Annotated in this window: 24 protein-coding genes and 2 tRNA genes; 9 read left to right on the top strand and 17 right to left on the bottom strand. The window is 65.0% G+C overall.

Features of this window, described 5'->3' with window-relative positions; all coding sequences use genetic code 11:
- Positions 1-43: 43 nt before the first annotated feature.
- A complete protein-coding gene (modA, locus tag VDP74_RS02930) occupies positions 44-793 on the bottom strand; it encodes a molybdate ABC transporter substrate-binding protein (RefSeq protein WP_322998118.1) in 750 nt (249 codons plus the stop codon).
- Positions 794-1,009: 216 nt separating this feature from the next.
- Between modA and xerD the strand changes: the two genes are divergently transcribed.
- Positions 1,010-1,915 carry a site-specific tyrosine recombinase XerD gene (xerD, locus tag VDP74_RS02925; protein WP_322998156.1) on the top strand — a complete coding sequence of 302 codons (906 nt, stop codon included), beginning with the start codon at positions 1,010-1,012 and terminating at the stop codon, positions 1,913-1,915.
- Positions 1,916-1,944: 29 nt separating this feature from the next.
- The gene (locus VDP74_RS02920; RefSeq protein ID WP_322998117.1) at positions 1,945-2,445 is read left to right on the top strand and encodes an aminoacyl-tRNA deacylase; all 501 of its coding nucleotides are present in this window, start codon (positions 1,945-1,947) and stop codon (positions 2,443-2,445) included.
- Positions 2,446-2,474: 29 nt separating this feature from the next.
- Here VDP74_RS02920 and VDP74_RS02915 read toward each other — a convergent pair.
- Positions 2,475-2,549 (bottom strand) — tRNA-Arg (locus VDP74_RS02915).
- 140 nt (positions 2,550-2,689) lie between these two features.
- Here VDP74_RS02915 and VDP74_RS02910 point away from each other — a divergent pair.
- Complete coding sequence (locus tag VDP74_RS02910; protein ID WP_322998116.1) at positions 2,690-3,613, top strand: creatininase family protein; 924 nt, start codon at positions 2,690-2,692, stop codon at positions 3,611-3,613.
- A 143-nt stretch (positions 3,614-3,756) separates the two neighbouring features.
- Positions 3,757-4,881: a YncE family protein gene (locus VDP74_RS02905; RefSeq protein ID WP_322998155.1), complete on the top strand. Its 1,125-nt coding sequence runs from the start codon at positions 3,757-3,759 to the stop codon at positions 4,879-4,881.
- Here the strand turns inward: VDP74_RS02905 and VDP74_RS02900 are convergent.
- The 4 genes from VDP74_RS02900 to VDP74_RS02885 form a co-directional block, all read right to left on the bottom strand.
- Positions 4,878-6,782, bottom strand: coding sequence for a LapD/MoxY N-terminal periplasmic domain-containing protein (locus VDP74_RS02900; RefSeq protein ID WP_322998115.1), 1,905 nt, complete (start codon positions 6,780-6,782; stop codon positions 4,878-4,880). The two genes, VDP74_RS02905 and VDP74_RS02900, sit on opposite strands and share 4 nt — an antisense overlap.
- 20 nt (positions 6,783-6,802) lie before the next feature.
- Positions 6,803-7,486, bottom strand: coding sequence for a transglutaminase-like cysteine peptidase (locus VDP74_RS02895; RefSeq protein ID WP_322998114.1), 684 nt, complete (start codon positions 7,484-7,486; stop codon positions 6,803-6,805).
- Positions 7,487-7,586: 100 nt separating this feature from the next.
- Positions 7,587-8,795 (bottom strand): MFS transporter, encoded by a 1,209-nt coding sequence (locus VDP74_RS02890; protein ID WP_322998113.1) that lies wholly within the window; start codon positions 8,793-8,795, stop codon positions 7,587-7,589.
- Between the two features lie 3 nt (positions 8,796-8,798).
- Positions 8,799-9,428, bottom strand: a complete 630-nt coding sequence (locus VDP74_RS02885; RefSeq protein ID WP_322998112.1) for a TetR/AcrR family transcriptional regulator — start codon at positions 9,426-9,428, stop codon at positions 8,799-8,801.
- 75 nt (positions 9,429-9,503) lie between these two features.
- Between VDP74_RS02885 and VDP74_RS02880 the strand changes: the two genes are divergently transcribed.
- Positions 9,504-10,802 (top strand): MFS transporter, encoded by a 1,299-nt coding sequence (locus tag VDP74_RS02880; RefSeq protein ID WP_322998111.1) that lies wholly within the window; start codon positions 9,504-9,506, stop codon positions 10,800-10,802.
- Positions 10,803-10,849: 47 nt separating this feature from the next.
- Entirely contained in the window at positions 10,850-11,443 is a 594-nt protein-coding gene (locus VDP74_RS02875; RefSeq protein ID WP_322998110.1) for an anti-virulence regulator CigR family protein, read from the top strand.
- Positions 11,444-11,458: 15 nt separating this feature from the next.
- On the opposite strand, the gene VDP74_RS02870 is transcribed toward VDP74_RS02875, so the two are convergent.
- The 3 genes from VDP74_RS02870 to VDP74_RS02860 form a co-directional block, all read right to left on the bottom strand.
- Complete coding sequence (locus VDP74_RS02870; RefSeq protein WP_322998109.1) at positions 11,459-12,121, bottom strand: XRE family transcriptional regulator; 663 nt, start codon at positions 12,119-12,121, stop codon at positions 11,459-11,461.
- 72 nt (positions 12,122-12,193) lie between these two features.
- On the bottom strand, positions 12,194-13,273 hold the full coding sequence (locus tag VDP74_RS02865) for a hypothetical protein (protein WP_322998108.1): 1,080 nt from the start codon (positions 13,271-13,273) through the stop codon (positions 12,194-12,196).
- Between the two features lie 76 nt (positions 13,274-13,349).
- Positions 13,350-14,495, bottom strand: coding sequence for an FAD-dependent oxidoreductase (locus VDP74_RS02860; protein ID WP_322998107.1), 1,146 nt, complete (start codon positions 14,493-14,495; stop codon positions 13,350-13,352).
- A 209-nt stretch (positions 14,496-14,704) separates the two neighbouring features.
- Here VDP74_RS02860 and VDP74_RS02855 point away from each other — a divergent pair, with 209 nt between their 5' ends.
- Complete coding sequence (locus VDP74_RS02855) at positions 14,705-15,091, top strand: hypothetical protein (RefSeq protein WP_322998106.1); 387 nt, start codon at positions 14,705-14,707, stop codon at positions 15,089-15,091.
- 79 nt (positions 15,092-15,170) lie between these two features.
- Here VDP74_RS02855 and VDP74_RS02850 read toward each other — a convergent pair.
- Both VDP74_RS02850 and purB read right to left on the bottom strand, forming a co-directional pair.
- Positions 15,171-15,246, bottom strand: a tRNA-Lys gene (locus VDP74_RS02850).
- A gap of 126 nt (positions 15,247-15,372) precedes the next feature.
- The gene (purB, locus tag VDP74_RS02845; RefSeq protein WP_322998105.1) at positions 15,373-16,749 is read right to left on the bottom strand and encodes an adenylosuccinate lyase; all 1,377 of its coding nucleotides are present in this window, start codon (positions 16,747-16,749) and stop codon (positions 15,373-15,375) included.
- Between the two features lie 209 nt (positions 16,750-16,958).
- Between purB and VDP74_RS02840 the strand changes: the two genes are divergently transcribed.
- A complete protein-coding gene (locus VDP74_RS02840) occupies positions 16,959-17,570 on the top strand; it encodes a glutathione S-transferase (RefSeq protein ID WP_322998104.1) in 612 nt (203 codons plus the stop codon).
- A gap of 77 nt (positions 17,571-17,647) precedes the next feature.
- On the opposite strand, the gene mnmA is transcribed toward VDP74_RS02840, so the two are convergent.
- The 6 genes from mnmA to aroG are packed head-to-tail and all read right to left on the bottom strand — an operon-like array spanning position 17,648 to position 25,192.
- On the bottom strand, positions 17,648-18,778 hold the full coding sequence (gene mnmA, locus VDP74_RS02835; protein ID WP_322998103.1) for a tRNA 2-thiouridine(34) synthase MnmA: 1,131 nt from the start codon (positions 18,776-18,778) through the stop codon (positions 17,648-17,650).
- The gene (gene glcF, locus VDP74_RS02830) at positions 18,771-20,000 is read right to left on the bottom strand and encodes a glycolate oxidase subunit GlcF (RefSeq protein WP_322998102.1); all 1,230 of its coding nucleotides are present in this window, start codon (positions 19,998-20,000) and stop codon (positions 18,771-18,773) included. The genes mnmA and glcF overlap by 8 nt, the downstream gene beginning before the upstream one ends.
- A gap of 9 nt (positions 20,001-20,009) precedes the next feature.
- Positions 20,010-21,104 (bottom strand): glycolate oxidase subunit GlcE, encoded by a 1,095-nt coding sequence (gene glcE, locus VDP74_RS02825; protein WP_322998101.1) that lies wholly within the window; start codon positions 21,102-21,104, stop codon positions 20,010-20,012.
- A gap of 9 nt (positions 21,105-21,113) precedes the next feature.
- Positions 21,114-22,610: an FAD-linked oxidase C-terminal domain-containing protein gene (locus tag VDP74_RS02820; RefSeq protein WP_322998100.1), complete on the bottom strand. Its 1,497-nt coding sequence runs from the start codon at positions 22,608-22,610 to the stop codon at positions 21,114-21,116.
- 16 nt (positions 22,611-22,626) lie between these two features.
- Complete coding sequence (locus VDP74_RS02815; protein WP_322998099.1) at positions 22,627-24,039, bottom strand: FAD-binding oxidoreductase; 1,413 nt, start codon at positions 24,037-24,039, stop codon at positions 22,627-22,629.
- Positions 24,040-24,097: 58 nt separating this feature from the next.
- Positions 24,098-25,192, bottom strand: a complete 1,095-nt coding sequence (aroG, locus tag VDP74_RS02810) for a 3-deoxy-7-phosphoheptulonate synthase AroG (protein ID WP_322998098.1) — start codon at positions 25,190-25,192, stop codon at positions 24,098-24,100.
- A gap of 384 nt (positions 25,193-25,576) precedes the next feature.
- Here aroG and ehuB point away from each other — a divergent pair, with 384 nt between their 5' ends.
- The gene (gene ehuB, locus VDP74_RS02805; protein ID WP_322998097.1) at positions 25,577-26,437 is read left to right on the top strand and encodes an ectoine/hydroxyectoine ABC transporter substrate-binding protein EhuB; all 861 of its coding nucleotides are present in this window, start codon (positions 25,577-25,579) and stop codon (positions 26,435-26,437) included.
- The last annotated feature ends 13 nt before the right edge of the window (positions 26,438-26,450 follow it).

Raw genomic sequence — 26,450 nt, 5'->3', positions numbered from 1 at the left:
CGCCAGGCCGCCCGCCACCGGGCGCCACCAGGCAAAAGCGGCATTATGGCTTGGCGAAGCCGTACCGGGCCAGCACGGCCTGCCCTTCGGGAGAAATGACGTACTTGAGGAAATCGGCGGCTTGCGGAGCGCGACCGTCGCGCTTGACCAATGCGATCGGGTAGACCACCGGGGTGGGTGTCTGCACCGCCTGCACGACCCGGACCCTGTCCTTCATGAGCGCGGCATCCGTGGCGAAGACGAAGCCGGCATCGACTTCACCGCGCTCTACGTAGCTGAGCACCTGGCGCACGTTCTGGCCCAGGATCTCGCGCGCCTTGACCGTATCCCAGGCACCGGCCTTTTCCAGCGCCGCCTGGGTATAGCGCCCCACCGGCACGGACGCCGGATTGCCCAACGCGATCCGCTTCACGTCCGGCTTGGACAGATCCTTCAGGGACCGGATCGCGCGCGGATTGTCGGCCGGCACCACCAGCACGACCTCATTGCGCACGAAATCGACCCGGCTGGCCGGATCGATGGCCTGCGCAGCAGCGGCCTTGTCCATCGCCTTCTGGTCGGCAGACGCGAAAACGTCGGCGGGGGCGCCTTCGGTGATCTGGCGCAGCACCACATCCGACGCGCCAAAGGTCGTCAGCACCTTGGTGTCCGGATGGGCAGCCTGGTACTGAGCCGCCAGGTCCTTGAAGGCGTTGGTCAGGCTGGCGGCGGCCGACACCAGAATTTCGCCGGCCATGGCCGGGGCGACGACCCCGGACAGCACGCAGACGGCAAGCAGACGGCGGAATGACATGAAGGCTCCTTCAAACGGAAATCAGGGAATGTGCGCCATCGTAATATATATAGGTATATTTCGCTATTCGACAACACCAGGATTTGACCTGTCGCAAGCTTTGCACCGCGTCCCCTGCCGCCGGGCGGCCACCGTTCAGCGAGTAGAATGAGCCTCACCGTCCCGAGCGGCCGATGCCTCATGGCCGCCGGAGTCTGCGACCGACCTGCTCTGGATATGGCCACCCAGCCCTCGCCTTTTCCCACCATCGATACCTTTCTGGACACCCTGTGGCTGGAAGACGGCCTGGCCGACAACACCCTGGCGGCCTACCGACGGGATCTGAGCGCCTTCGCCCACTGGTTGCTGAAGACCCAGGACCTGCCACCGGAATCCGCTCGCCAGGAAGACATTCAGGCCTGGCTGGCCGCCCAATACCAGTTGACCAAGGCCAGTACGGCAAACCGTCGTCTGGCGGCCCTGCGGCGTTTTTATCTATGGGCCCTGCGCCGCAATCTGTGCTACGAAGACCCCTGCCTGGGCCTGCACAGCGCCCGGCAGCCCGCCCGATTTCCCAAGACCCTGTCCGAGGCCCAGGTGGACGATCTGCTGCAGGCGCCGGACACAGAGACGACCCTGGGCCTGCGCGATCGCGCCATGCTCGAAACCCTGTACGCGACCGGACTGCGCGTCAGCGAACTGGTGCACCTGAACGTGCAGGACACCAGCCTGAGCGACGGCGTGGTGCGGGTGGTCATGGGCAAGGGTGCCAAAGACCGCCTGGTGCCGCTGGGCGACGAGGCCCTGTACTGGATCGAGCGCTACCTGCGCGAAAGCCGCCCGGCCATCCTGGGCGCGCGCGCCTGCGATGCACTGTTCGCCACCACGCGCGGCGCATCCATGACACGCCAGGCATTCTGGCTGCTGATCCGCAAATACGCACAGCAGGCCGATATTCGCGTCCCCCTGTCGCCGCACGTGCTGCGCCACGCCTTCGCCACCCATCTGCTGAACCACGGCGCCGACCTGCGCGTCGTGCAGATGCTGCTGGGGCACGCCGATATTTCCACCACGCAGATCTACACCCATGTCGCCCGCGAACGGCTGAAAGCCCTGCACGCCCAGCATCATCCGCGCGCGTGACGCGGAGCCCTCATTCATCTGGCACTGTCATGTCAAAAACAAAGCACACGTCCGAAACTCCCGCCACGCATTGGCTGCGGCAGCAAAAGATCGCCTTCGGCGAACACCCCTACGACTACGTCGATCACGGCGGCGCCCGAGAAGCCGCTCACCAGCTGGGCGTCCCGCTGCATCAGGTCGCAAAGACCCTGATCATGGAAGATGAACACGGCCATCCGCTGGTGGTGCTGATGCACGGGGATTGCGAGGTCTCCACCAAGAACCTGGCACGGCAGACAGGCGCAAAGAAAATCAGCCCCTGCACGCCGGACACGGCCCAGCGCAATTCGGGCTATCAGGTGGGCGGCACATCGCCATTCGCCACGCGCAAGCGCATGCCGGTCTGGGTGGAAAAGACCTTGCTGGATTACGACACCGTCTACCTGAACGGCGGCCGGCGGGGCTACCTGATCAGCGTGGCCGCCAGCGTGCTGACAGGGCCCTTGGGCGCAAAACCCGTGGAAGTCGCGCTGGGAGACGACGCGGGATAGATTCCAGCCGCGCAGCGGCGGCAGGTCACTGGCGTCTCCTGCAGGAATCGAACCTGCAATCTTCCCTTAGGAGGGGAAAGTTATATCCATTTAACTAAGGAGACGCGGCGGACGGTGTGCGAACGCAACAGCCGATGCATCGGCTGCGATCGGACACACACAGCGATGCAAACAAGTAGTATAAAACACGCTTCCCGGCCACACCGATGCGGCGCCCGGTTTTTGTCTGATCCAGGCGGTTTTGATGATCCGTCAACATGTCTCGCAACACGGCGCCGCCCCGACTGCCGCCATCCGGATGCCCAGCCGTCGATCTTCACCAGGCCTCTGGCGCATTCTGCTGCTCGGCTGCCTGGCCCTGGCAGGCGCGTGGCACAGCCCGGCATCCCACGCCCAGCCGCCCAGCGTCTACCTGGAAGACCTGACTTCGCCCGAACTGCGCGAGCGCATCGCAGCCGGCGCCACCACCATCCTGATTCCCATCGGCGGCACGGAACAAAGCGGCCCGAACATCGCCCTGGGCAAGCACAACGCGCGCGCCCGCATCCTGGCCGGGCGCATCGCGCAGGCGCTGGGTCATGCGATCGTCGCCCCCACCATCGCCTACGTTCCGGAAGGATCCATCACACCGCCCGCCGCGCACATGCGCTTTGCCGGCACGATTTCGGTACCCGAGCCGGTCTTCGAGGCCGTGCTGGAATCCGCCGCGCGCAGCTTCAAGCAGCACGGGTTTCGCGATGTATTTTTCCTGGGCGACCATGGCGGCTACCAGCACAGCCTGGAAGCCGCAGCTGCTCAGTTGAACCATGAATGGGCCAAATCCCCCTGCTGCCGCGCCCACGCGCTGCTCGACTATTACCGGGTCACCCAGACCGCCTATGTCGACGCCCTGAAAAAACGCGGATACTCGGCCGCAGAAATCGGTACGCATGCGGGCCTGGCCGACACATCGCTGGCGCTGGCGCTGGACCCCGCACAGGTCCGCACCGGGCTGCTCTCGCAAGGCAGCCAATGGACGCCGCGCGACGGCGTGCACGGCGACCCGACCCGCGCCAATGCCGAACTGGGCCAGATCGGCGTGCGCCTGATCGTGGACACGTCGGTCGCCGCCATCCGCCGGCAGCTGGCCCACCCCCCTTCTTCCCAACGTCCCTCCGCACACAAATAGGGAGTTTCATCGTGGTATCGAAAAAGTCATTCGGCTCGTACGCAGCCTGGTCCGCTGCCGTGGCGTTGTCCACAGGCGTGACCGCCGCCCAGGCGGCCGGCCCGGCAGCGGCTGCGCCAACGGTCATCCAGACCGTCCCGGGCATGCCGCCCGTGATCGACCCGAACAACGTCTACAGCGAAATCGGCGCCAGCCACCTGAGCCCTGCCGTCCAGAAGGATCTGGCACGCGTCTACGTGCCCAACTTGCGCTCCAACGATGTCTCGGTCATCGACCCGGACACCCTGAAAGTGGTGGATACCTTCAAGGTCGGCAAGAGCCCGCAGCACGTCGTGCCTTCGTGGGACCTGCGCACCCTGTGGGTGGCCAACAACGCGGAACGCACCCATGACGGCAGCCTGACCCCCATCGATCCACTGACCGGCAAGCCCGGGACTGCGGTGCCGGTCGACGACCCCTACAACATGTATTTCACGCCGGACGGCAAGTCGGCCATCGTCGTGGCCGAAGCCCGCAAGCGCCTGGACTTCCGTGACCCGCACACCATGGCCATGCAGTATTCCATCGATGTGCCACAGTGCGGCGGCCTGAATCACGCCGATTTTTCCATCGACGGCCGCTATGCGCTGTTCACCTGCGAATTCGAAGGCAGCGTCGCCAAGATCGATATGGTGAACCACACAGTGCTGGGCTACCTGCCGCTGCCCTTGCCAATGGCGCACGCCCAGGAAGCCGCGCCAACGAACGGCAAGCCTGCCAAAAAAATGAGGATGCCCAAGAAAGGCATGCCCCAGGACGTGCGCATCTCGCCGGACGGCAAGCGCTTCTACATCGCCGACATGATGGCCGACGGGGTCTTCGTCGTCGATGGCGACGCCTTCAAGCAGATCGGTTTCATTCCGGCAGGGCTGGGCACCCACGGCCTGTACCCCAGCCGGGACGGCAAATCCCTGTACATCACCAGTCGGGGCACGCACCAGATCCACGGCAAACCAAAGGGCAAGGGCAGTGTCGCCGTCATGGATTTCGCCACTGGCAAGATCACGGCCAACTGGCCTATTCCCGGTGGCGGCAGCCCCGACATGGGCAACGTCAGCGCAGATGGGAAATGGCTGTGGCTGTCAGGCCGATTCGACGACGTGGTCTATCGCATCGACACCCGGACCGGAGAGGTGCGGCAGGTCAAGGTCGGCCAGGAACCTCACGGCCTGACCGTCTGGCCGCAGCCAGGCCGCTATTCCCTGGGGCACACCGGCAACCTGCGCTAGCCGCGCGCAGCGCCCAGATCGACCCTGACGCCGACCTCCTGGGCGGTTTCCTGGACCGCCACCAGCAAGCGCCGCGCACCCGGGCTATCCGCCTGCGCGGCGATCAGGGCCCCCGACACGCGCACGTAATCCGGCCGCAACTCGTGCAGGTACAGCAGGGCGTCCGGCTGCTCGGCAAAGCGCCGCAGCCCCATCCGCACGCCATGTTCACGCAGCATCTCGGCAAATTTCATGATCTGCGTCCGATACGACACCAGGCCGTAGGAATCGAGTTCGACCAGCAGGCTGGCCGCCTGGTCCGGGCGACCGGTCAGCCGAGCGGCGACCTCGGCCCGGAAGTCGTCCTGCAGAATCGAGGCCAGGGACATGCGCAGCGTCAGGTCGCCGGGATGCGTCGCCAGCCAGTTCAGGCCCAGATTGACGGCCTGGGCATCGCAGGCGGCAGACATGCCCAGACGCACGGCCGGCGGCATGAACAGGTAACCCGACAGCGGCTCGGACGCACCGGGTTCCTGCAGCATCAGGGTTCCCATCACGCATTCCGCACCAGCAGCTACAGATTCGTCACGCTGCAGGGCCAGAGAAAACCAGCCTTCGTCCAAGGCATTGCGCAACAGGTTGCGCCAGGCCTGCTCACCACCGACCCGCCCGGCAGCGTCCTTGTGCATGGCCTCGTCGGGCAGATATTCGACTTCGTTGCTGCCAGCGCTTTCCGCGCGCATCAAGGCCTCGTCCAGACGGACCAGCACGGCCGACAGGTCTCCGCCGGACTCATAATCCGTCAGGACCATGCGCCAGCGGCACAAACCCGCCTGCCCCAGCTGGATGCGCTGCGCCTGCAGGACGTCGGACACCGCCTTGGCCACCCGGACAGCCACCGGTCCCGGCATCATCGGCAGCACGAAGGCGAAATCCGATCCATTGAGCCGTGCCAGCCAGGCCTGCGGCCCCATCCGGACATGCAGCAGTTCGAGCACCAACTGCCCGACATTGCGCAGCCACTGGTCCACGACCACCCGGCTCATGGACTGGTTCACAGCCTGCAGATCACACTGGCGAAACAGCATGACGTGACCGCTGCTGCCGTCCTGGCTGGCAGGCTGTTCCAGCAGGCGCCGCAGTTCATTGATGAAATACTTGCGATTGGCCAACCCCGTCACCGGGTCCTGATTCAGTTCCAGTTGCAGGGACTCGATCCGAGCCTCGCGCTCGGTGGCTGTGGCTCGAACCTGTTCGTGGGTGCGCACGATGGCCAGCGAGACTTCTCGGAGTTCGGCAATGCCTGGATGTCGCACCGGCGGCAGATCCGCCGTGCCGCCCCCATCGGCCAGAGCGCGCACGCGAGTCATCACGTCGTCATGCAGGGCACGGCGCAGCCAGCGCATCAGCAGGCAGATGAACAGGCCCCACAGGACCCCCGCGCCGACCGTCAGGGTGACAATGCGTTCCGTGCTGGTCCACAAGGCATCGCGCGCATAGGCGTCGTTGGCCTGCAGGCGCACTACGCCCAGCTGCGACCAGCCGTTGGTCACCTGGCGCTGAGCCTCGTGGCGCTGCAGCGGCAGCAGATGACTGAACCAGTCGGGAGCCTGCACACGTTCATCCTGGCCATCACCGATTTCTCGTCGGATCAGGATTCGCCCAGTCGGGTCCAGGAATTCCACCACCCGGAACTGACCGCTGTCGAACAGCACGGAAATCAGCAGTTCGCGCACGGTGGGGTCCTGGTTGGAAGGCTGTGACAAAGTCAGCGCCAGGGACGTGGCGGTGGAATCGCTTTGCGCCTGCAGCTGGGCATCCAGATACTGGCGGGCCGAGCCGATGCTGAATATCGTCGCCCCGACCAGAATCACCAGAATCGCCAGCGTCACACTCAACAGCAATTGTCTTAACAAGGACATGACATTCCTTTTCTACGGAATCAGGGTTGAAAGCCTTCGGCCCGCATCTTGCTCAGCAGGTCGCGCCAGCGGCCGATCTGGTCGACCGACCGGCGGCCGCCGCCCGGCACATAGACGCCTTCGGCATTGAAGCTGAAGACCGGTGTCAGGTCGGGGCGCAGGTGCGCGGGCTGGATGCGGTCGATCAGGCTGTCGAGCACCAGGGGTTCGGCCTGCGGCGTCGGGTAGTAGCCCAGCACCATATGCGCGATGCTCTGGCTGCCGATCTGGGCACGCACATAGACCATGCGCAGTTTCTCGGGCGGCACCCCCAGGCGCAACAGGGAAAAATATTTGCCGATGACATAATCTTCGCAATCTCCCGCCCCCTTTGCCAGAGACTCCAGCGGCGTGGCCCAGTAGTCGGTCTTGCCCCAGATGGTGATGTCTTCCCCGCCGATCAGGGCCTGGTTCCAGAACGCATTGGCCTGCCGCAATTTTTCCTGTTCGTCTCCGCCCGCAGCCTGGTCCAGCATGGCCTGCCAGGCCTTTACCGCCCGTTCGGCCTTGGCTCCGTAGTGCTGGCGAGCATAAGTCGCCAGCTGCGCAGGGTCGAACGTCAAGGCTGGCGCCGACCCCCAGGCCAGCGCCAGTACCCAGACCAGGGCGATCAGCCAATGAAGCAGGCCCCTCACCCTGGCAGAAGCCTGCCGACGATCACACATTCATGGATTTTGATACAAAACCCAACCTACCGGAAGAGGACTGGGAAAAGGATGCTTGTTCTATGGGAAAGATGATAGTAATGGCACAGATCGGCATCGCCTATTGGCGGGAAAGACAGGCCGGTGTCGGCGCAGGCGCGCGCAACCACATCAACGCGCCGAAGGCTGCCAGGCCAATGGCGCCGGACAAGTACAGCGCCTTGACATCCCACGCATCCAGCGCAAGGCCGAAGACAAACGGCGACAGCGCCTGCGCCACGCGGGCCGGCATCATCAGCCAGCCCTGGCGCGCGCCGTACCCCCGGGCACCGAACATCGCAAGCGGCAGCGTCCCCTTGGCAATCGTCAGAATGCCGTTGCCCGCGCCATGCAGAAGGGCGAACGCGGGCGCCAGCACGGGACCGGCAGCCAGCAGCAGCACGGCGCCGGCCGGATGGGCCAGAGCCGCCATGCGCGCGGACAGCAGCGGATGGACGTGCCGCAGAAAGCCGAATTCAAGCACTCGGCCAGCGACCTGCGCAGGACCGATCAGCGCCCCGATGGCAACCGCAGCAGGAAGCGTGGCGCCTCCGGCCTGCAGGAGCTGCGGCAGGTGCGTAGCCATGGCCGTACTGATGAACCAGGTGGCCGCAAAGACAAAGGCCAGCAACGCAGCCACGATACCTGGCGGCATCGGCCGCCCGGTGCGGGACGATACAGCGTCTTCGGGGGTTTCGACAGCTTGCTGCTCGTCGGCCCCGGCTGCGGCCGGCGTCTTCGGCAGCCAGGCATTCAACGGCAGACCGACCAGAAGATGCAGGGCCGCCCAGCCGAAACAGGCATCCCGCCAACCGAATTGTGTTTCCATCCAGGCCGACAAGGGCCAACCGACCGTGCTGGCAAAGCCGGCAATCAGCGTGATACCCGTGATCGCAGCCCGGGCCTGGCGTCCGTACAGGTGGACCAGACAGGAAAACGCAGCATCGTACAAGCCCGATCCCATGGCCACGCCAATCACCAGCCAGGCGATCACCATCGTCCAAAGCCCCTGGGCCAGCCCCAGCATGATCAAGCCCAGCGCAAACAGGAGACTGGTACCGATCAGCACCCGGCGGCCGCCATGGCGATCGATCATCTGCCCAGCCCAGGGGCCGATCAAGGCCGATGCAGCCAGGGCCGCCGAAAAAGCGGCATAGACCGTGGCGGTGGGCAGCGCCAGTTCCCGGGCCATCGGAACCGCCAGCATCGCCGGCAGATAGTACGAAGATGCCCAGGCCAGCGTCTGGGCCGTACCCAGCACGCCAACGACCTTCACCACCGCCGAGGCCATCGATCAGTCTCGAGCCAGGCTGGCGTCGATCAGGCACGCGGCGACGTCCGCCAGATGCCGTATCGGCCCCTTGGCGCCCAGTATCTGACTGGATACGTAAGCGCCCTCCAGCAGCAGCTGCAAGCCGTCGCCCAGCGCGTCGGGATCGCGCGCGCCCATCCGGCGCGCCAGGTCGGCCAGGCGTTCGCGCACCTTTCGCTTGTTGGCCACCGATACCTGTCGGGCAGGATGATCGGGCGCCGGGTATTCGATGCAGGCATTGGTCAGGCCGCACCCCCGGTATCCCGGCAGGCCGGCCCGTTGTGCCAGCCCGGTGAAATAGGCCAGGATCTGCGCGCGAGGATCGTCCGGATGGGCCTCAGCCGCCGCATCGAAGCGGTGCCAGAACTCGAGTTCGTAATCCTGCAGATAGGCTGCCGCCAGATCGTCCTTCGAGGCGAAACTGCGATAGAGGCTGGGTTTGGTGACACCCGCCTCGGCCACGATGGCGTCTACGCCGACTGCCCGGATCCCCTGGTGGTAGAACAGATCCCGCGCGCTGCTGCGGATGCGGTCGGCAGCGCGCGGCGGCCCGGCCTTGGGCGCAGGCGCCCGGCCACCCGGCGGCAATCCGGCTTGCAGTGTCTTTTTCATGATGGCGCTTGACGAAGTTACTGACCGGTACGTATTATATGCCACTCCTACGCACGTACCGGTCAGTAACATATCATGTCATCTTCCGCGCGTCTCGCGAAATCCGCTCTCGTCTCCCGCCTGGGCCAGCGCTACGCTTTCGTCGTGGTCGGCGTCATTTTCTTCTGCCTGCTGTTCTCCGCCGGATTGCGCGCGACGCCCAGCGTGTTGCTGGACCCGCTGCAGCAGGCCTTCGGCTGGAGCCGGGCCACCATTTCGCTGGCTGCGGCCCTCGGCATCTTCTTCTATGGCATGGTGGGCCCGTTCGCCGCCGCAGCCATGGATCACTTCGGCTTGCGGCGGGTGCTGCTGTGGGCGCTGGTCGTCATGGCGGCATCCTCCGCCGCCAGTGCCTACATGACCCAGACCTGGCATCTCATCGCCCTGTGGGGGATCTTTTCGGGGATCGGGTCGGGAGCCGTGGCCACCGTGCTGGGCGCCACGGTCGCCAACCGCTGGTTTCACAAGCACCGGGGCCTGGCCATGGGGATCCTCACCGCCAGCACCGCCACCGGCAACCTGATCTTCCTGCCCCTGCTGGCCGGGCTGGCCTCGTCCGGCGACTGGACGCGCGCGGTCTGGGCCGTGGCGGCCGCCATGGTGGTGATGGTGCCCCTGGTCTGGAGGCTGGTGCCCGGCCTGCCGGCGGACGTGGGCCTGCTGCCCTATGGCAGCAACCCGACCCATCCGCCCGCGCCTGCTGCGCCCCGCATCGGCCTGATCGCCGCCACTTTCGGCGCGCTCAAGCGCGCCAGCCGCACCCGTGCCTTCTGGTTCCTGTTCGCCACCTTCTGGGTCTGCGGCTTCACCACCAACGGCCTGGTGGGCACCCACCTGATCGCAATGTGCGGCGACCACGGCGTCGCTCCGGTCCAGGCTGCGGGCCTGCTGGCGCTGATGGGCGTGTTCGACCTCGTCGGGACCACGGCATCGGGCTGGCTCACCGACCGCTACGACCCGCGCAAGCTGCTCTTCGTGTACTACGGCCTGCGCGGCATCTCGCTGATGCTGCTGCCCTACACCGATTTCTCGCTCTACAGCCTGTCGATCTTCGCAGTGTTCTACGGCCTGGACTGGATCGCCACCGTGCCGCCCACGCTGCGCCTGGCCACCGACGTCTTCGGCGACCGCGACGCCCCGGTGGTGTTCGGCTGGATCGTCGCCGGCCACCAGATCGGCGCGGCCACGGCAGCCTGGATGGGCGGCTACGTGCGCGAAGTGTCCGGCAGCTACCTGATGGCCTTCGTGCTGTCGGGCGCCACCGGCATCATCGCCGCCGTCATCGCGCTGATGATCCAGCGGCGGCCTGCGGCCGACGCGCTGGCAATGGCTTGAGGGACTGCCCTATACTTTTCGCATCCCCTTGATGCAAGGATGCCCGAATGAAAAGACGCACCATACTGGCCGCCGCGATGAGCGCAGGCATCACGCTGGCGCTCGGCGCCCAGGCCGCGCCCCCGGAAGGCAAGGGGCAAGGTCACGGCGGCAATCCCCACGGCAACGGAAACAAAGATAAGGGAAACAAGGGCAAAGGGAATCAGGGCCAGGGAAACCAGGGCCACTCCGGCGGCGGGTCAGGCGACCACGCCGGGCACAAGGGCCAGCAAGCCTCCTATGACTCGCACGGCCGGAATCGCGACTACTTCGACGATCACAGGGACAGCCAAGGGCGTCTGCGCGGCGGCGATGACTACGGCGGTCTCATCTACGCGGGAATCACGGCATCTGCGGCCCGTGGATACGCGGGCGATTACGGCATCAGGGGGTACGGCTCACTGCCGCCAGGCATCCGAAAGAACCTGGCAAGAGGCAAGCCTCTGCCCCCGGGCATCGCCAAAAAGCTCGTGCCGGGGCCTCTGCTGGGCCGGCTGCCCAGGTACGATGGTTATGAATGGCGAGTGGCGGGAAGCGACCTGGTTCTGATCGCCATCGGAAGCGCGGTCGTGGCGGACATTCTGTACGACGTGTTCGACTGAGCCTGCCGCCGGCGATCAGCAGCACACGGACAGCACCTGGGCCGGCAGCCGGCTCAGGCTGATGTAGATGTGGCCGACGCCGCTGTCGAAATAGGCCGCTTCGTGCAGGCCGAGTTCCACCGTTTCGCCATTCTCGAACAAAATGCGTACGCGCCCGGACAGCACCATGACGAATTCCTGGCCCGGGTGGCGGATGGTTTCTGAAAAATCGTGCGCTTCACGCGCATTGATCAAGGCCACGAGCGGCTGCATCTTCTTGCCCGGGAACGCACCGCACAGCACGCTGTATTCGTACTGATCGGTCTCGTAGCGCTGCACGTCCTCGAAGCGGTCCTTGACGAACGTCGGGGGTTCAGCCGCGCCGGACCCAAGCTGCGCCGACGCCGGCATGAACAGGCGCGTCATGTCGATGTCCAGCGCACGGCCCAGCTGCAGCACCTTTTCATAGCTCAAGGCGATCAGCCCGCGCTCGGCCTTAGAGACGGTCGATACCGCCAATCCGCTGCGCTGGGCCACCTGCTGCAGCGTCAGCTTGCGTTCCTTGCGCGCCGTGCGGATCTTCGCCCCGACCTCGTGCCTCCCCGCGAGCCCCCGGCCTCCGGCCGGCGCGCTCGCGCCCGGAAGCACCTCGGCAAGAACCTGGGCTGCTTTGGATTTCTGAGTCGACGAACCGGGCATAAGGGCAGGAAACACGAAACGTGCTGGGTCAGGACCGGGCCATTCTATGCGCTATCCGGTCCCGATGCGCGTTCAGGCGTTCGATGATGCTTCATTCTGGCGGCGCGCCACACGCAACCAGCCCACGAACGCCAGCGCCATCAGCACGAATCCGATATAGCCATAGATCGGATACACAATCCCCACCAGCTGGATGAACCCCACGAAGCTGCCTGCCAAGGCAAGCGCCCCGGCCGCCACGGTACCGGCGCGAAACCGGATGGTGTCGGCGGGAACGATGCGCGCCATGAAGGCATAGAGCATGCCGACCGCCGTATTGAGGATCATGCCGAAGATCACCAGCGACATCAGGTGGCCCAGCCAGGGCGAGATCTGCGCGGCGATCGCCAGCATCGGCATCGGCACCCCGCCGATCGTGTCCATGCGCAGATACATGGCCGTGGCGATCAGCAGCATCAGCACGGCCAGCAGCAGACCGCCCAGGATGCCGCCCCAGAACGCGGTCGACCGCGACTTGGCCTGGCCGCCCATGATCACCAGAAACGGCATCCCCGCCACGATGTTGTAGGACACATACAGCAGGGCGGCCACCGGCCACTGGCCAGCTCCCCGAGGCTGGGCGGCCGCGGCTGCATCGAGCGCTTCGATACTCGGATGAGGCGACACCAGCACGTAGCCCGCCACTACGACCGTCATGAACATGAGAAACGGTGTGACGGCGCCGATGAAGGCGATCACGCTGCGAATGTCCAGGCAGACGATGAGCACGGTGACCACGGTGGTCAGCACGCTGCCCCAGACCTCGGGGATTCCCAGCCACTGCTGCAGCAGGGAACCTGCCCCGGCCAGCATCACGACGGTCACCGCGAACAGGAAGAACGTTATCAGCACGTCGAACACCAGACCCAGATACCTGCCCAGCATCGCATTGATGACTTCCTTGTGGGAATGCGCCGCCAGGCGCTGCCCCATGGTGGAAAACGCCATCGACAGGAGGACGAACAGCAGCCCAGACACCACGCATCCCATCAGGCCGATGCCGCCGAAGGCGGCGAAGAACTGCAGGATCTCCTGTCCTGACGCGAACCCCGCGCCAACAATGACTCCCACGAAAGCGCCTGCGATCTTGCAGACATCCTTGAATGCACTCATGCCTCGTCTCCGGACTCGATATTGAATTGATGATGATGGAATGCACCGCTTTGCCGCCCGGCGGCGCTCAAGCTTGCTATGCAGCGAAGCGGCGCGGGCTCAGGCGTTCGGCCTCGACCCCCTGCCGCAGCAGGAAGTCAGGCAGTGTCTGTCCCAAAAGCAGCGCACAGGCAGCCGCCGACGCACCCGCCGATGTCTGGATGCCGTACCCGCCCTGCCCCGCCAGCCAGAAAAGGCCCTGACATGAAGGATCCCAGCCGATCACGAAATCACCATCGGGAGCGAAGCTGCGCAGCCCGGCCCAGACGTGCGCGGGCCGGCGGATGCGCAGGCTGGTCAGCGACTCGATCCGATGGATTCCCAGGGCGATGTCGAGCTCTTCCGGGACGACATCATGCGGCGCCACGGGATCCGCATTGGCCGGCGACCCCAGCAGCTGTCCCGCGTCGGGTTTGAAATAAAAGCTTTCGTCGACGCCGATCACGGCGGGCCAGAGGCTCACGTCCACGCCCTCAGGGGCCGGGAACGTGAACGCGGAACGGCGCCGGGGCTCGATCCCAAGCGTCTGGGCGCCGCACAGGGCGGCGACCGGATCGGCCCACGCGCCGGCGGCGTTCACCACGCTGCGGGCGCTCACGACGTCTCCGCCACCCAGCGTCAGCGTCCACACACCGCTGCGCTCACCGCGCACGGCGCCGGCCAGTTCGGCCTTGCAGCGCAACTGCGCGCCCTGTCTGCTCATGCCGCGTAGAAAGCCTTGATGCAGTTCAGCGACGTCGATGTCGGTCGAATCCATGTCGAGCACGGCGCCGATGAGCTTGTCTTCATCGAGACACGGGGCCAAGGCCTTGGCCTGGGCCGCGCTGAGCATCTCCGCCTGCAGGCCTTCACGCCGATAAACCGCCAGCGCATCTTCCAGCAACCGGTCCTGCCCCTCTATTCCGATATACAGCACACGCCGCGGATGCAGCAGCTCATGCTCGCAGAAACCCGCCGGCGGCTGCTCGAAGAACGCACGGCTGGCCCGCGTCAGGGCGCGAATCTGCTCCGTGCCATAGCTTTCCATGAACATGGCCGCCGAACGGCCCGTGGAGTGATAGCCCGGCTGCGATTCACGCTCCAGCACCACCACGGACGCGCCTTCCTGGGCCAGCTGGTACGCGACGGACGCTCCCGCCATCCCCGCCCCGATCACCGCGAAATCGAACACTGTGCCGCTCATTGCCTTGATCCATTTTTTCCGATTGGAAAATTTTCTCATAGGAAAAAAATCAAGCCAAGCATGGTTTACACCAATTCCGTTCCGCCCGCTGCCTGCCCCCCCACAGGCGAGGACCAGAGGGCCGCCCCTCAATTTCCGCCACCACCCGACGAAAGATGCTCGACATGAACAGACGAACCATACCGGCTGCCCCGATACGACGGCGACGAATGGCACGTGGCGTGGGTTGGCCTGGTTCTCATCGCCATCGGAAGCGCCGTGGCGGCGGACGTTCCGTACGACGTGTCCGACTGAACTGCGCAGGCGATTCAACCGAGCAGAAGGCAAACCTCAGCCGACCGCCTTCCGTCATCATAGATGCCAGAGAGGTTCTGCTGCTAAAGGCGCCCGGCAAGGCGGCACCCAAGCCTCTTTCCGATGAGGCATTCGCCAAGAAATCGCCCGGATGGAAGGCAGCAATCGAGTCCGGCAAAAAGTCGGTCAACGACCTGATCACCACCATCCAACCCAAAGACATCCTCACGGAAGATCAGAAGGGTCCGTGGCCTCGAACGACCGAAAAATCGGCGCTTGAAACCGCCGATCAAAACCACTGAATATTTGACAGTGTCTAATATCGCGTCTAATACGGGCAAAAAAAAGGACCTAGAATCTCTTCTAAGTCCTTGATATTTCTGGTGGGCAGTCAGGGACTCGAACCCTGGACCGACGGATTAAGAGTCCGCTGCTCTACCAACTGAGCTAACTGCCCATCGCGTATTTCGCGAAGAACGAAACTATACACCCATTTCCGATGTGGCGCAAAAATCCGTAGCACGGCCCCGGATCGGCGATGACATGTCCGGCGAACCGGAGAGATGCCATCGGATCCATGCGATCAGATCGCCCGGGCCAGCTGGGCGGCCAGGCCGATGTAGCTGCGCGGCGTCATGGCCAGCAGGCGGGCCTTGGGTTCCGCCGGCAGATCCAGGCCGGTGATGAATTCGCGCAGAGCATCCTGGGTGATGCCCTTGCCGCGCGTCAGGGCCTTGAGCTGTTCATAGGGCTGCGGCAGGCCGTAGCGGCGCATGACGGTCTGCACGGGTTCCGCCAGGATTTCCCAGCAGGCGTCGATGTCGGCATCGATGGCGGCGGCGTTCAGTTCCAGTTTGCCCAGGCCGCGCAGGCAGGCGTCGTAGGCCACCAGGCTGTAGCCCAGGGCGACGCCCAGGTTGCGCAGCACGGTGGAATCAGTCAGGTCGCGCTGCCAACGCGAGACCGGCAGCTTTTCCGACAGATGACGCAGCATGGCGTTGGCCAGGCCCAGGTTGCCTTCGGAATTCTCGAAGTCGATGGGATTGACCTTGTGCGGCATGGTGGACGAACCGACCTCGCCGTCCTTCAGGCGCTGCTTGAAGTAGCCCAGCGCAATGTAGCCCCAGACGTCCCGGTTCAGATCCAGCAGGATGGTGTTGGCGCGGGCGATGGCGTCGAACAGCGCAGCCATCCAATCATGCGGCTCGATCTGGATCGAATACGGATTCTGGGTCAGGCCCAGGCCGCCCAGCACCCCGCCGGAAAAAGCGGGCCAGTCGATGTCCGGGTAGGCGGCCAGGTGCGCGTTGTAATTGCCGGTGGCGCCATTCATTTTGGCCAGGGGCTGGACGGCGCGGATGGCGTCCAGGGCGCGATCCAGGCGGGCCACCACGTTGGCGAATTCCTTGCCCATGGTGCTGGGGGTGGCCGGCTGGCCGTGCGTGCGCGACAGCAGGGGCTGATCCGCATGCTGATGGGCCAGCTCGCGCAGCCGCGCCACGACCGATTCCAGCGTCGGCACGACGGCCTGCGAACGCGCCCGACCCAGCATCAGCGCATGCGAGGTGTTGTTGATGTCTTCCGAGGTGCAGGAAAAATGGATGAATTCCGCCGCCTGCGACAATTCCGCATCGTCGGCCACCTGTTCCTTCAGCCAGTATTCCACGGCTTTGACGTCGTGATTGGTGGTGCGTTCGATGGCCTTGATGCGGGCTGCGTCGGCCTCGGAGAAATTGCGCACCAGGGCCTGCAAGCGCGCCCGTGCGGCCGGCGAAAAAGCGGACAGTTCGGGCAGGCCGGCATCCGACAGGCCGATCAGCCAGGCAATCTCGACCTCGACGCGATGCGCCATGAAACCGGCTTCCGACAAAAAGGGCCGCAAGGAATCGGCTTTTGCCGCATAGCGCCCGTCCAGGGGCGACAGCGCGTTCAGGGCGCTCAGGGTGGAATCGATCTGCATGTTGAACAATGAATGATGGGCCAGTCAGTGGCCCGGGTGGCGGGTCAAGCTGCGATTCTAACATTCGCCTCTGGTGTCAAGGCTTTGGGCGGATATACCACACCTGCCCCCGCAATCCTCTCAAAAATGGGATCAGGCAGGCCCCGCAGCCGGATCACCGGCCCGGCCCTGATATACTTTTTGAGCCTTAGACTACCCCCCGGTTTGCCATGAGATTGATTGGTTCCCTGACCAGCCCCTACGTCCGTAAAGTCCGGATCGTGCTGGCAGAGAAAAAACTCGACTACGAACTGGTTTTGGACGACCCTTGGGCGGCCAATACGCAGGCGCCTGCCTTCAACCCTCTGGGCAAGGTCCCCTGCCTGATCCTGGACGAAAACGAAACCCTGTTCGATTCGCGCGTGATCGTCGAATACCTGGACACGCTCTCGCCGGTCGGGCGACTGATCCCGCCCCCAGGCCGTGAACGCATCGCCGTCAAACGCTGGGAAGCCATCGCCGACGGCATCATGGATGCCGCGACCAGCATGATCCAGGAAAGCCGCCGCCCGCAGGAACAGCAAAGCGCTTCCTGGGCGGATCGCCAGAAGGGCAAGATCTACGCCGCACTGGATCACATGAACAGCCTGCTGGGCGAACAACCCTACTGCACAGGGGTCAACCTGTGCCTGGCGGACATTGCCGTGGGCGCAGCCCTGGGCTACCTGGACTTCCGCAACCCCAGCCTGGACTGGCGAGCGCGTCACGCCAACCTGGCCCGACTGACGGAAAAGCTGGACGCCCGGCCTTCTTTCGTGTCCACGCGTCCGCCGGACGCCTGAATCCTGCTTGCACCGGATGCGCATCAGGCCCCGCTGGGGCCTGATGTTTTTTCTGCGCTGGCAATGCCGGCAGGGCATCAGGTGATCACGCCGCCTCCCAGGCAGATGTCGCCGTCGTACAGCACGGCCGACTGGCCGGGCGTGACCGCCCACTGGGACTCATCGAACGACAGCTCGAAAGCCCGATCATCACGCACCGCCAGCGAACACGCCGCATCGGTCTGGCGGTAGCGGGTCTTGGCCCCATAGGCGCCTGGCGCGGGAGGCTCACCCGCAACCCAGCTCGCATCCTGGGCGGCCAGCGTCGGCGACAACAGCCAGGGATGATCGTGGCCCTGCACGACATACAGGACGTTGCCGGCCAGATCCTTGCGGGCCACATACCAGGCATCGGCCGTGCCATCGTCGCGCTGAGCGCCCTGCACCCCGCCGATGCCCAGCCCTTTGCGCTGGCCCAGCGTGTAGAAGGCCAGCCCCTGGTGCTGCCCCAGCACCAGGCCTTCCGGAGTCCGCATGGACCCAGGCTGCGTGGGCAGGTAGCGATTCAGGAATTCCCGGAACGGACGCTCGCCGATGAAGCAGATGCCAGTGGAATCTTTTTTGGCGGCATTGGGCAAACCGATTTCGCGGGCGATGCGACGAACCTCGGTCTTGTGGATTTCTCCCAGGGGAAAGACCGTGCGGGCCAACTGCGCCTGATTCAGCCGATGCAGGAAATAGCTTTGATCCTTGCTTGCATCGACGGCCTTCAGCAGCTGCGTGCGCGGACCGCCAGCGGTTTGCACGCGCCGCACCCGGGCGTAGTGACCGGTGGCGATGTAGTCGGCCCCCAGGCCCATGGCATGGTCCAGGAAGGCCTTGAACTTGATTTCTGCGTTGCACAGCACGTCGGGGTTGGGCGTGCGTCCGGCGGAATATTCCCGCAGAAATTCGGCGAAGACGCGGTCCTTGTATTCGGCGGCGAAATTGACGGCCTCGATGTCGACCCCGACCACATCGGCGACGCTGGCTGCATCCAGCCAGTCCTGGCGCGACGAACAGTATTCGCTGTCATCGTCGTCTTCCCAGTTCTTCATGAACAGGCCGATCACCTCGTAGCCCTGCTGTTTCAGCAGCCAGGCCGTGACCGAGGAATCCACACCGCCCGACATTCCCACGACGATCCGCGCCCCCGCTGCAGGCATGCCCGTCTTGTCCACATCAGCCATGCATGGCCTCGTCCACGGTTTCGATCCAGTGTCGCACGGGGGTGTCCGTACCGCTTTGCAGATGGCAGATGCAGCCGATGTTCGACGACACGATGGTATCGGGCAGGGTTGTCTGAATGGACTGCAGCTTGCGGTCCCGCAAGGACTTGGACAGGGTCGGCTGGGTGATGGAATAGGTGCCGGCCGACCCGCAGCACAGGTGGGACTCGCCAAACGTCTGCAGGTCGAAACCCAGGTCCGCCAGCAGGCGTTCGGTCAGCGGCCGCAGGCCCTGCCAATGCTGCAGGGTGCACGGCGGATGAAAGGCGCTGCGGCCCGGCGCCCGCTGCATGCGGGCGCGTACGTCTGCGGCCAGGGGTGCGAGGAATTCGGCAATGTCCTTTACATAGGGCATCAGCCGCGCGGCGCGCTCGGCGTAGGCCGGATCATGCTGCAGGTGATGGGCGTAGTCCTTGATCATGCCGCCGCAGCCCGACGCATTGACCACGACGGCTTCGACTTGCCCGGATTCCAGCAGGGGCAGCCAGGCATCGATGTTGGCTCGCATCTGCTGGCGCGCGTCTTCCTGGGCATCCAGGTGGAAATTGATGGCGCCGCAGCAGCCCGACCCGGCGACAAAGCGCGTGCCCACCCCGACGGCATCGAGCACGCGCTGCGTGGCGGCATCGATCGACGGCAGCATGGCGGGCTGCACACAGTTGCTGAGCATCACGACCTGGCGCGCGTGGCGCTGCGCCTGCACGGGCAGCGCCCCGGCCGGCCGGGGCACTGCGATCTTGCCCTGCAGGACGGCCGGCAGGACAGGACGGACCCAGCGGCCCAGGCGGTACAGCGGTCCGAAGGCGGGCGACAGCATCAGGCGCCGCAAGGCATGGCGCAGCAGGCGCTGATGCCAGGGGCGTTCTACCCGTTCGCTGACCAACTGGCGGCCGATATCGACCAGTTTCCCGTATTCCACGCCGGACGGACAGGTGGTTTCACAATTGCGGCACGTCAGGCAGCGGTCCAGGTGCTGCTGCGTGACGTAGGTGGGCTGGACGCCTTCCAGCACCTGCTTGATCTGGTAGATGCGCCCGCGCGGACTGTCGAGCTCGTCTCCCAGGATCTGGTAGGTCGGACAGGTCGCCAGGCAAAAGCCGCAGTGCACGCAGCGACGCAGAATCGCATCGGCCTCCTGGCCGATATCCGTGCCTTGCGCCCAGTCGGCGAGTTGGGTTTGCATGATGGATCCTTAGAATTCCGGCACCAGGCGGCGCGGGTTGAAGACGCAGCTGGGGTCGAATTCCTGTTTCAGCCGCCGGTGAATCTGCATCACACCGGCCGCCAGAGGATGAAAGGTCGTCACGTCGCGGGACACCCCGCCACGATGGTACAGACAGGCAGAACCGCCCAAAGCCTGCACTCGGGCCCGCAAGGCAGCGGCATCCTGGTCGCCGGCCAGCCAGCGCAGGCCGCCGCCCCATTCGTGCAGGGCCGGCCCCAGGTCCAGGGCCGGCACGCGCGGCGGCAGGCTCAGCCGCCACAGGGGCCGCTGCTGGAAAAATGCATGGGTCTGATCGCGCAGGCTCAGCCAGAATGCCTGGGCCTGATCGCCGGGCACGGCCTCGCCGCCAATGGCATCCTGGCCCTGGCGCACGGCCGATTCATTGCCCGACAGACGGACCATCAGGCGCCCTGCCCCCACCCTATCGCCAGGCACCCAGGCGGTGGCCGACACCGGCATCGGCCGGGCACGCCACTGCAGGCATTGGCGCAAGGCTCCCGCCTCGTCGAGTTCCAGGACCCGAGTGGCCTCGCTGCGCGGCCGAGGCATGACCTTGATGGACACTTCCATCAGGACGCCCAGTACTCCCAGGGACCCGGCCAACAGCCGGGACACGTCGTACCCCGCGACGTTCTTCATGACCTCGCCGCCAAAGCGCAGCACGTTGCCGTCCGCATTGAGCAGCCGAGTGCCCAGGACGAAATCCGCCAGGGCGCCAGCTGCCATGCGGCGCGGGCCCGACAGGCCGGCAGCCACGCAACCGCCCAGCGTGCCGGCGGCGCCAAAACGCGGCGGCTCGAAGGCCAGCATCTGGTCCTGCTCGGCCAGCAGCGCCTCGACCTGCGCCAAGGGCGTACCCGCCCGGGCCGTCAGCACCAGTTCGGACGGCTCGTAGCCGATCACGCCCTGATAGGCCGAGACATCCAGCCAGCTGGCTGCGTCATCCTCGGGCGCCGGTTCGCCGTAGAACAGCCGCGTGCCTCCCCCCCGGATCATGAGGGATTTCTTGGCGGCCCGCGCCGTGACCACCTGTTCGCTCAGTTCAGACAGGACAAATTCCATAGGATCACTTCAAAAACGGGGGATGTCGGGAAAGCGCAGTTCGCCCTGATGCACGTGCATTTTCCCGTACTCGGCGCAGCGCACCAGCGTGGGAATCAGCTTCAGGGGATTGAGCAGGCCGTAGGGATCGAAGGCGCGCTTGAAGGCCGAGAAGGCATCCAGTTCCTCGCGGGAAAACTGGGTGCACATCTGGTTGATCTTCTCGATGCCCACGCCGTGTTCACCCGTGATCGTGCCGCCGACCTCGACGCAGAGTTCCAGAATGGCGGCGCCGAAGGCCTCGGCGCGCTCGACCTCGTCGGGCTGGTTGGCATCGAACAGGATCAGGGGATGCAGATTGCCGTCTCCGGCATGGAAGACGTTCGAGCAGCGCAGGCCGAATTCGGTTTCCATCTGGGCGATGGCGCCCAACACCCGCCCCAGGTGGCGACGCGGAATGGTGCCGTCCATGCAGTAGTAGTCGGGCGAGATGCGCCCCGCAGCCGGGAAGGCGTTCTTGCGTCCTGCCCAGAACTTCAGGCGCTCGGCCTCGGATGTGGAGACTTGCAGGCGGGTGGCGCCGACTTCGCGCAACAAGGTCTCGACCCGGCTGATTTCCTCGGCGACCTCGTCGGGCGTGCCGTCGGATTCACACAGCAGGATGGCTTCGGCCTCCAGGTCGTAGCCGGCCTGCACAAAGGGTTCGACCATATGCACGGAACGCTTGTCCATCAGTTCCAGGCCGGCCGGAATGATGCCGTCGGCAATGATGCGCGTCACGCCCTGCCCGGCCAGTTCGACGCTGGGGAAGCTGGCCATCACGACCCGCGCCAGCTGCGGGCTGGGAATCAGGCGCACCGTGACTTCCGTCACCAGGCCCAGCATGCCCTCGGACCCGATGAACGACTGCAGCAGGTTCAGGCCGGGGGTGTCGGGGGCCTCGCCACCCAGCTCGATGACTTCGCCTTCGATGGTGACCATGCGCACCCGCAGGACATTGTGCACGGTCAGGCCGTATTTCAGGCAGTGCACACCGCCGGAATTCTCGGCCACGTTGCCGCCGATCGAACAGGCGATCTGGCTGGACGGGTCGGGCGCGTAGTACAGGCCGTGCGGCGCGGCGGCCTCGGAGATCGCCAGATTGCGTACGCCAGGGCCGACCACGGCAGTGCAGGACTGCGGATCCAGCCGCACGATGTGGTTGAGTTTCGCCAGGCCGATCACCACGCCCTGCGGATGCGGGGTGGCCCCTCCGGACAGGCCCGTACCCGAACCCCGCGGGACGACCGGCACATTGTGTTCGCGGCAGGCCTGCAACAGCGCAATGACCTGGGCCTCGTTTTCGGGCAGCACCACGACGGGCGGCAGTTCGCGATACAGGGACAGCCCGTCGCATTCGTAGGCGCGGGTCTGATCCACGCGGGTCAGGATGCAGTGGGCCGGCAGATCGGCGCCGATACGGGCCAGGAAGCCGGGGAAATCGGGCACGACGGCCTGCGCTGCAGCTACCGGAGAAGCGAGGTCCATGAAAGATCCTATGGGTTCAGGCTGCGGGCGGCAGCATCTTGCCGGGATTGAGGATGTTGCGCGGATCCAGCGCGGCCTTCAGCGAGCGCATGACATCCAGCGCATCGGCGCCGTGCTCGGCCTGCATGAACACCTGTTTATGCAGGCCCACGCCGTGCTCTCCGGTGCAGGTGCCGTCCATGGCGATGGCGCGTTCCACCAGGCGATGGTTGAGCGCTTCGGATTCCGCCCATTCGGCAGAGCTATCGGGATCCAGCAGCATCAGGACGTGGAAATTGCCGTCGCCGACGTGGCCGACAATGGTGTAGGGAAACGAGGCCTGGTCCAGTTCCTGGGCGGTTTCGCCCACGCATTCAGCGAGTCTCGAAATGGGCACGCAGACGTCCGTGGTGCTGGCCCGGCAACCGGGCCTCAGCCCCAGGCCGGCGAAATAGGCATTGTGCCGCGCCGTCCAGAGCCGGCTGCGGTCTTCGGGGCGTTCTGCCCAGTCGAAGTCCTGCCCGCCATGCTCGCGGGTGATCTGCTGCACGGATTCGGCCTGCTCCCGCACAGCGGCGGGGCTGCCGTGAAATTCGAACAACAGCAGCGGCGATTCGCGCAGCGTCAGGTTGCTGTAGCGGTTGGTCGCGCGCACCGCCCCCACATCCATGAATTCGACCCGAGCCACCGGAATGCCCATCTGGATCACGTCGATGACGCTGCGCACGGCGGAACCCAGGTCCGGAAAATTGCAGATGGCGGCTGAGATGGCTTCGGGTTGGGGGTACAGGCGCACCGTGACTTCCACGATGATGCCCAGCGTCCCCTCGCTGCCCACGAACAGGCGCGTCAGATCGTAGCCGGCCGAGGACTTCCGCGCCCGGTTGGCGGTCTCGATCACGCGGCCGTCGGCCGTGACGACCTTCAGCGACATGACGTTTTCACGCATGGTGCCGTAGCGCACCGCATTGGTGCCCGAGGCCCGGGTCGCCGACATGCCGCCCAGGCTGGCATCCGCCCCTGGATCGATGGGGAAGAACAAGCCGGTATCGCGCAGCGATTCATTCAATTGCTTGCGGGTCACGCCCGCCTGCACCGTGGCCGTGAAGTCTTCTGCGTGCACATTCAGGATGCGGTTCATGCCCGACAGATCCAGGCAGACTCCGCCCTGGACGGCCAGCAGATGGCCTTCCAATGACGAACCCGCCCCATAGGGGATCAGGGCGATGCCGTGCGCGTGACAATGCCGCGCCACCCAGACCACGTCGTCCACCGATTGGGCAAACACCACCGCATCGGGCAGCATGGCGGGATACGGCGATTCGTCGCGGCCATGGTGGTCGCGCACGGACTGCGCCATCGAGCAACGCTCGCCGAAATGATCCTGCAAGGCGGCCAGAAAGCCGGCCGGCATGGGGCGCGGCTGTGGCGCAAACGACAAAGTATCCATCATCGATCCTGAAAACGGCGAGTAAGCCCCGATGGCCGACCGGCCGGCGGGGCAGGGATCAGGCGGCGCTGCCGACCGATGCGGCCTGCGTCGGGGCCAGCCGCTGACGGCGCGCCCGGACAGCGCTGGCCAGGCGTTCCAGCAAGGACACCGATACGTCCCAATCCACGCACCCATCGGTAATGCTCTGACCATACACCAAGGGGCGGCCCACGACCAGATCCTGGCGTCCGCCCACCAGATGGCTTTCGATCATGACGCCGAACAGGCGCGAATCCCCGCCTTCGACCTGCTGGCAGATGTCCTCGACGACTTCCGGCTGGCGAGAGTAGTCCTTATGGCTGTTGGCATGGCTGGCATCGACCATGATGCGCTGGCGCATGCCGGCCTTTTCCAGGGCTTCGGCAGCCGCCTGCACGAATTCGGCCTGGTAGTTGGGCGTCTTGCCGCCGCGCAGGATCACGTGGCAGTCTTCGTTGCCGCGCGTGGCCACGATGGCGGAATGGCCGCCCTTGGTGACCGACAGGAAATAGTGGGAATTGGACGCGGCCTTCAAGGCGTCGATGGCGATGCGCGTGTCTCCTGTGGTGCCGTTCTTGAAACCGACCGGGCAGGACAGACCCGACGCCAGTTCGCGGTGCACCTGGCTTTCGGTGGTGCGGGCGCCGATGGCCCCCCAGGACACCAGATCGGCGATGTACTGCGGCGTGATCATGTCCAGGAATTCGGAACCGGCCGGCAAGCCCAGGGCATTGACGTCGATCAGCAGCTCGCGCGCCGTGCGCAGGCCCTGATTGATGTCGAAGCTGCCATCCAGGCCGGGGTCGTTGATCAGCCCCTTCCAGCCAACCGTGGTGCGCGGCTTTTCGAAATACACCCGCATGACGATTTCCAGGTCGGCCGAAAAGCGCTGGCGCTGTTCGCTCAGGCGTCGGGCATATTCCATCGCCGCCTGCGTATCGTGGATGGAGCAGGGTCCAATCACCACCACCAGCCGATCGTCCTGGCCCGTCAGCACGTTGTGGATGGCCTGACGGGCGTCATGCACCGTGCGCGAGATCTCCGGCGTGCAGGGAAATTCACGCATCACGTGGGCGGGCGGGGCGAGTTCCCGGATTTCCCGGATGCGAATATCGTCGGTATTGTGTGACACGGTCTTGCTCCAATCATGAACCGGATGTCCGAGGCGACAACAAAAAAGCCGCCTGGCAGCGCCGGCGGCTTTTGGGGAATTTGTTGACTACCTGGATGTACAGCGATTCCCTTCCTCCACCAGCGGTTTTGGAAACGTAAAAAAATAAAAGAAATACGGGATCGAGTGCATTCGCTAATCCTAGCACAGTGAAAAGGGGCAGGCAAGAAGGCCCGGGGGGCCGCATCCATCCGGAATTCATTCCTCATGAATTGATTGCTACACTAATGATTCTATAATCTATCGTTCGCATAAGAATCATTTGATACGTATCCATACGCTGTCTACAGAAGATCGCCCGGACCAGCGTCCCCGCGATCCCTTCACAGAATCAGGAGACCCCCCATGAAAAAAACACGACATACCGTCCTGCTGACCGCCATCACGGCCTGCACCCTGGGCCTGGCCGCAAGCGCCCAGGCCGCCGATCTGGCTGCCATCCAGAAATCCGGCACCATCCGCATTGCCATCGCCAATGAAATCCCCTACGGGTACATGGACCTGAGCGGCGAGGCCAAGGGCGTAGGTCCTGACGTCGCCAAGCACATCGCCCAGGCCCTGGGCATCAAGAACGTCCAATGGACCACGACCAGCTTCGGCTCGCTGATTCCGGGCCTGCAGGCCGACCGCTACGACATGGTCGCCGCCGAAATGGCCATCCTGCCGCAGCGCTGTCAGCAGATCGCGTTTTCCGAGCCCGACAGCTCGTACGGCGAAGGCCTGCTGGTAGCCAAAGGCAACCCGAAGAACATCCACGACTACGCCAGCTTCGCCCAGTCGGGCAACAAGATCGCCATCATGGCGGGCGCAGACCAGCTGGAGATGCTGCAAGCCCTGAAAGTGCCCGCCGACCAGATCGTGACGATCTCCAGCAACGCCGACGCCATCTCCACGGTTTCGACCGGCCGGGCCGACGGCTACGCTGCCACCAGCCTGACGGTCAGCCAATTGGCGACCAAGGGCAAAGGCAAGGTCGAGGCCGCGCACGACTTCAAGGACCCCGTCGTCGATGGCCAGCCGGTGCGCAGCTGGGGCGGCTTCGCCTTTGCCCAGGATGCCACGGCACTGCGCGACGCCGTCAACAAGGAACTGGCGGCCTTCAAGAAGACCGACGACTGGAAGAAGATCATGGTCCAGTATGGTTTTTCCTCGGAAGATGCCGCCCAGTCCTTCGACCGCAGCACCGCCCAGCTGTGCAAGGGGTAACGCCCCTTTGACC

The sequence above is a fragment of the Castellaniella sp. genome (assembly GCF_034674885.1).
GTDB lineage: Bacteria > Pseudomonadota > Gammaproteobacteria > Burkholderiales > Burkholderiaceae_B > Castellaniella.
This window is presented reverse-complemented; position numbering and strand designations above follow the sequence as displayed.

Bases quoted from the DNA above. Each gene is read 5' to 3' on its own strand.
- modA (WP_322998118.1), bottom strand. From the start codon at position 793: ATGTCATTCCGCCGTCTGCTTGCCGTCTGCGTGCTGTCCGGGGTCGTC.
- xerD (WP_322998156.1), top strand. From the start codon at position 1,010: ATGGCCACCCAGCCCTCGCCTTTTCCCACCATCGATACCTTTCTGGAC.
- VDP74_RS02920 (WP_322998117.1), top strand. From the start codon at position 1,945: ATGTCAAAAACAAAGCACACGTCCGAAACTCCCGCCACGCATTGGCTG.
- VDP74_RS02910 (WP_322998116.1), top strand. From the start codon at position 2,690: ATGATCCGTCAACATGTCTCGCAACACGGCGCCGCCCCGACTGCCGCC.
- VDP74_RS02905 (WP_322998155.1), top strand. From the start codon at position 3,757: ATGCCGCCCGTGATCGACCCGAACAACGTCTACAGCGAAATCGGCGCC.
- VDP74_RS02900 (WP_322998115.1), bottom strand. From the start codon at position 6,782: ATGTCCTTGTTAAGACAATTGCTGTTGAGTGTGACGCTGGCGATTCTG.
- VDP74_RS02895 (WP_322998114.1), bottom strand. From the start codon at position 7,486: ATGTGTGATCGTCGGCAGGCTTCTGCCAGGGTGAGGGGCCTGCTTCAT.
- VDP74_RS02890 (WP_322998113.1), bottom strand. From the start codon at position 8,795: ATGGCCTCGGCGGTGGTGAAGGTCGTTGGCGTGCTGGGTACGGCCCAG.
- VDP74_RS02885 (WP_322998112.1), bottom strand. From the start codon at position 9,428: ATGAAAAAGACACTGCAAGCCGGATTGCCGCCGGGTGGCCGGGCGCCT.
- VDP74_RS02880 (WP_322998111.1), top strand. From the start codon at position 9,504: ATGTCATCTTCCGCGCGTCTCGCGAAATCCGCTCTCGTCTCCCGCCTG.
- VDP74_RS02875 (WP_322998110.1), top strand. From the start codon at position 10,850: ATGAAAAGACGCACCATACTGGCCGCCGCGATGAGCGCAGGCATCACG.
- VDP74_RS02870 (WP_322998109.1), bottom strand. From the start codon at position 12,121: ATGCCCGGTTCGTCGACTCAGAAATCCAAAGCAGCCCAGGTTCTTGCC.
- VDP74_RS02865 (WP_322998108.1), bottom strand. From the start codon at position 13,273: ATGAGTGCATTCAAGGATGTCTGCAAGATCGCAGGCGCTTTCGTGGGA.
- VDP74_RS02860 (WP_322998107.1), bottom strand. From the start codon at position 14,495: ATGAGCGGCACAGTGTTCGATTTCGCGGTGATCGGGGCGGGGATGGCG.
- VDP74_RS02855 (WP_322998106.1), top strand. From the start codon at position 14,705: ATGGCACGTGGCGTGGGTTGGCCTGGTTCTCATCGCCATCGGAAGCGC.
- purB (WP_322998105.1), bottom strand. From the start codon at position 16,749: ATGCAGATCGATTCCACCCTGAGCGCCCTGAACGCGCTGTCGCCCCTG.
- VDP74_RS02840 (WP_322998104.1), top strand. From the start codon at position 16,959: ATGAGATTGATTGGTTCCCTGACCAGCCCCTACGTCCGTAAAGTCCGG.
- mnmA (WP_322998103.1), bottom strand. From the start codon at position 18,778: ATGGCTGATGTGGACAAGACGGGCATGCCTGCAGCGGGGGCGCGGATC.
- glcF (WP_322998102.1), bottom strand. From the start codon at position 20,000: ATGCAAACCCAACTCGCCGACTGGGCGCAAGGCACGGATATCGGCCAG.
- glcE (WP_322998101.1), bottom strand. From the start codon at position 21,104: ATGGAATTTGTCCTGTCTGAACTGAGCGAACAGGTGGTCACGGCGCGG.
- VDP74_RS02820 (WP_322998100.1), bottom strand. From the start codon at position 22,610: ATGGACCTCGCTTCTCCGGTAGCTGCAGCGCAGGCCGTCGTGCCCGAT.
- VDP74_RS02815 (WP_322998099.1), bottom strand. From the start codon at position 24,039: ATGGATACTTTGTCGTTTGCGCCACAGCCGCGCCCCATGCCGGCCGGC.
- ehuB (WP_322998097.1), top strand. From the start codon at position 25,577: ATGAAAAAAACACGACATACCGTCCTGCTGACCGCCATCACGGCCTGC.